Source organism: Microbulbifer sp. 2205BS26-8, from assembly GCF_030731025.1.
GTDB lineage: Bacteria > Pseudomonadota > Gammaproteobacteria > Pseudomonadales > Cellvibrionaceae > Microbulbifer > Microbulbifer spongiae.
The window spans coordinates 1-578 of record NZ_JAVAMR010000175.1 but is presented as its reverse complement, the minus strand read 5'-3'; the positions used below and the strand labels follow the sequence as shown (position 1 = coordinate 578).

1 protein-coding gene is annotated in these 578 nt (G+C 39.4%); it reads left to right on the top strand.

Annotation, left to right across the window (positions count from 1 at the left end; all coding sequences use genetic code 11):
* A partial coding sequence (locus tag Q5Y71_RS17125) for a hypothetical protein (protein ID WP_306043280.1) occupies positions 1-259 on the top strand: 259 nt, incomplete at its 5' end.
* Between the last annotated feature and the right edge of the window lie 319 nt (positions 260-578).

Sequence of the window (578 nt, the reverse complement as noted above, 5' to 3'; positions counted from 1 at the left end):
AACTAATGCATTCGAACTGTCTCAAATCCGGGGTCCACTATATTCTATTGCGGTGGCCTGGATATGGAGCCAACGCCTTCATACTGATTTACGAAGAACCAAAAAGGTAACTCAGCAAGAAGAAGTTGATGCAGTGATCTATCAACTGAATAACCTGGCAAGAATTATTTTCTGCAAAGATAATATTCTTATTGTAATAAGAAAAAATATTGGTATAGTTGGAAATATGAAGGGTTTTTCCAACGGATGGTTAAAATAATATGCAGAAAATACATGTCAGACAGTATTGCGGGATTGGTAAAGACGAACTACCAAGGACGTGCGTGTCATTTAAGTGATTTACAACAAATAAATCTCTGTGAGGAACTGGAAAGCAAAGTTTCCCTCACAATATGCTCCGTTATTGAATATATCCGAGAAACCTTCTGGGCTGAGTACACGCGCAGTGATATGCGGGATCTTCTACATGTTTGGATTACGAACTCAAAAATACAAATGGCCTGTTGCGCCAACACCGGTCAAAGACCACTGACTTCAAAAAGGTAACTCATCAGGAGGTTGACGCAGTGATCTATTAG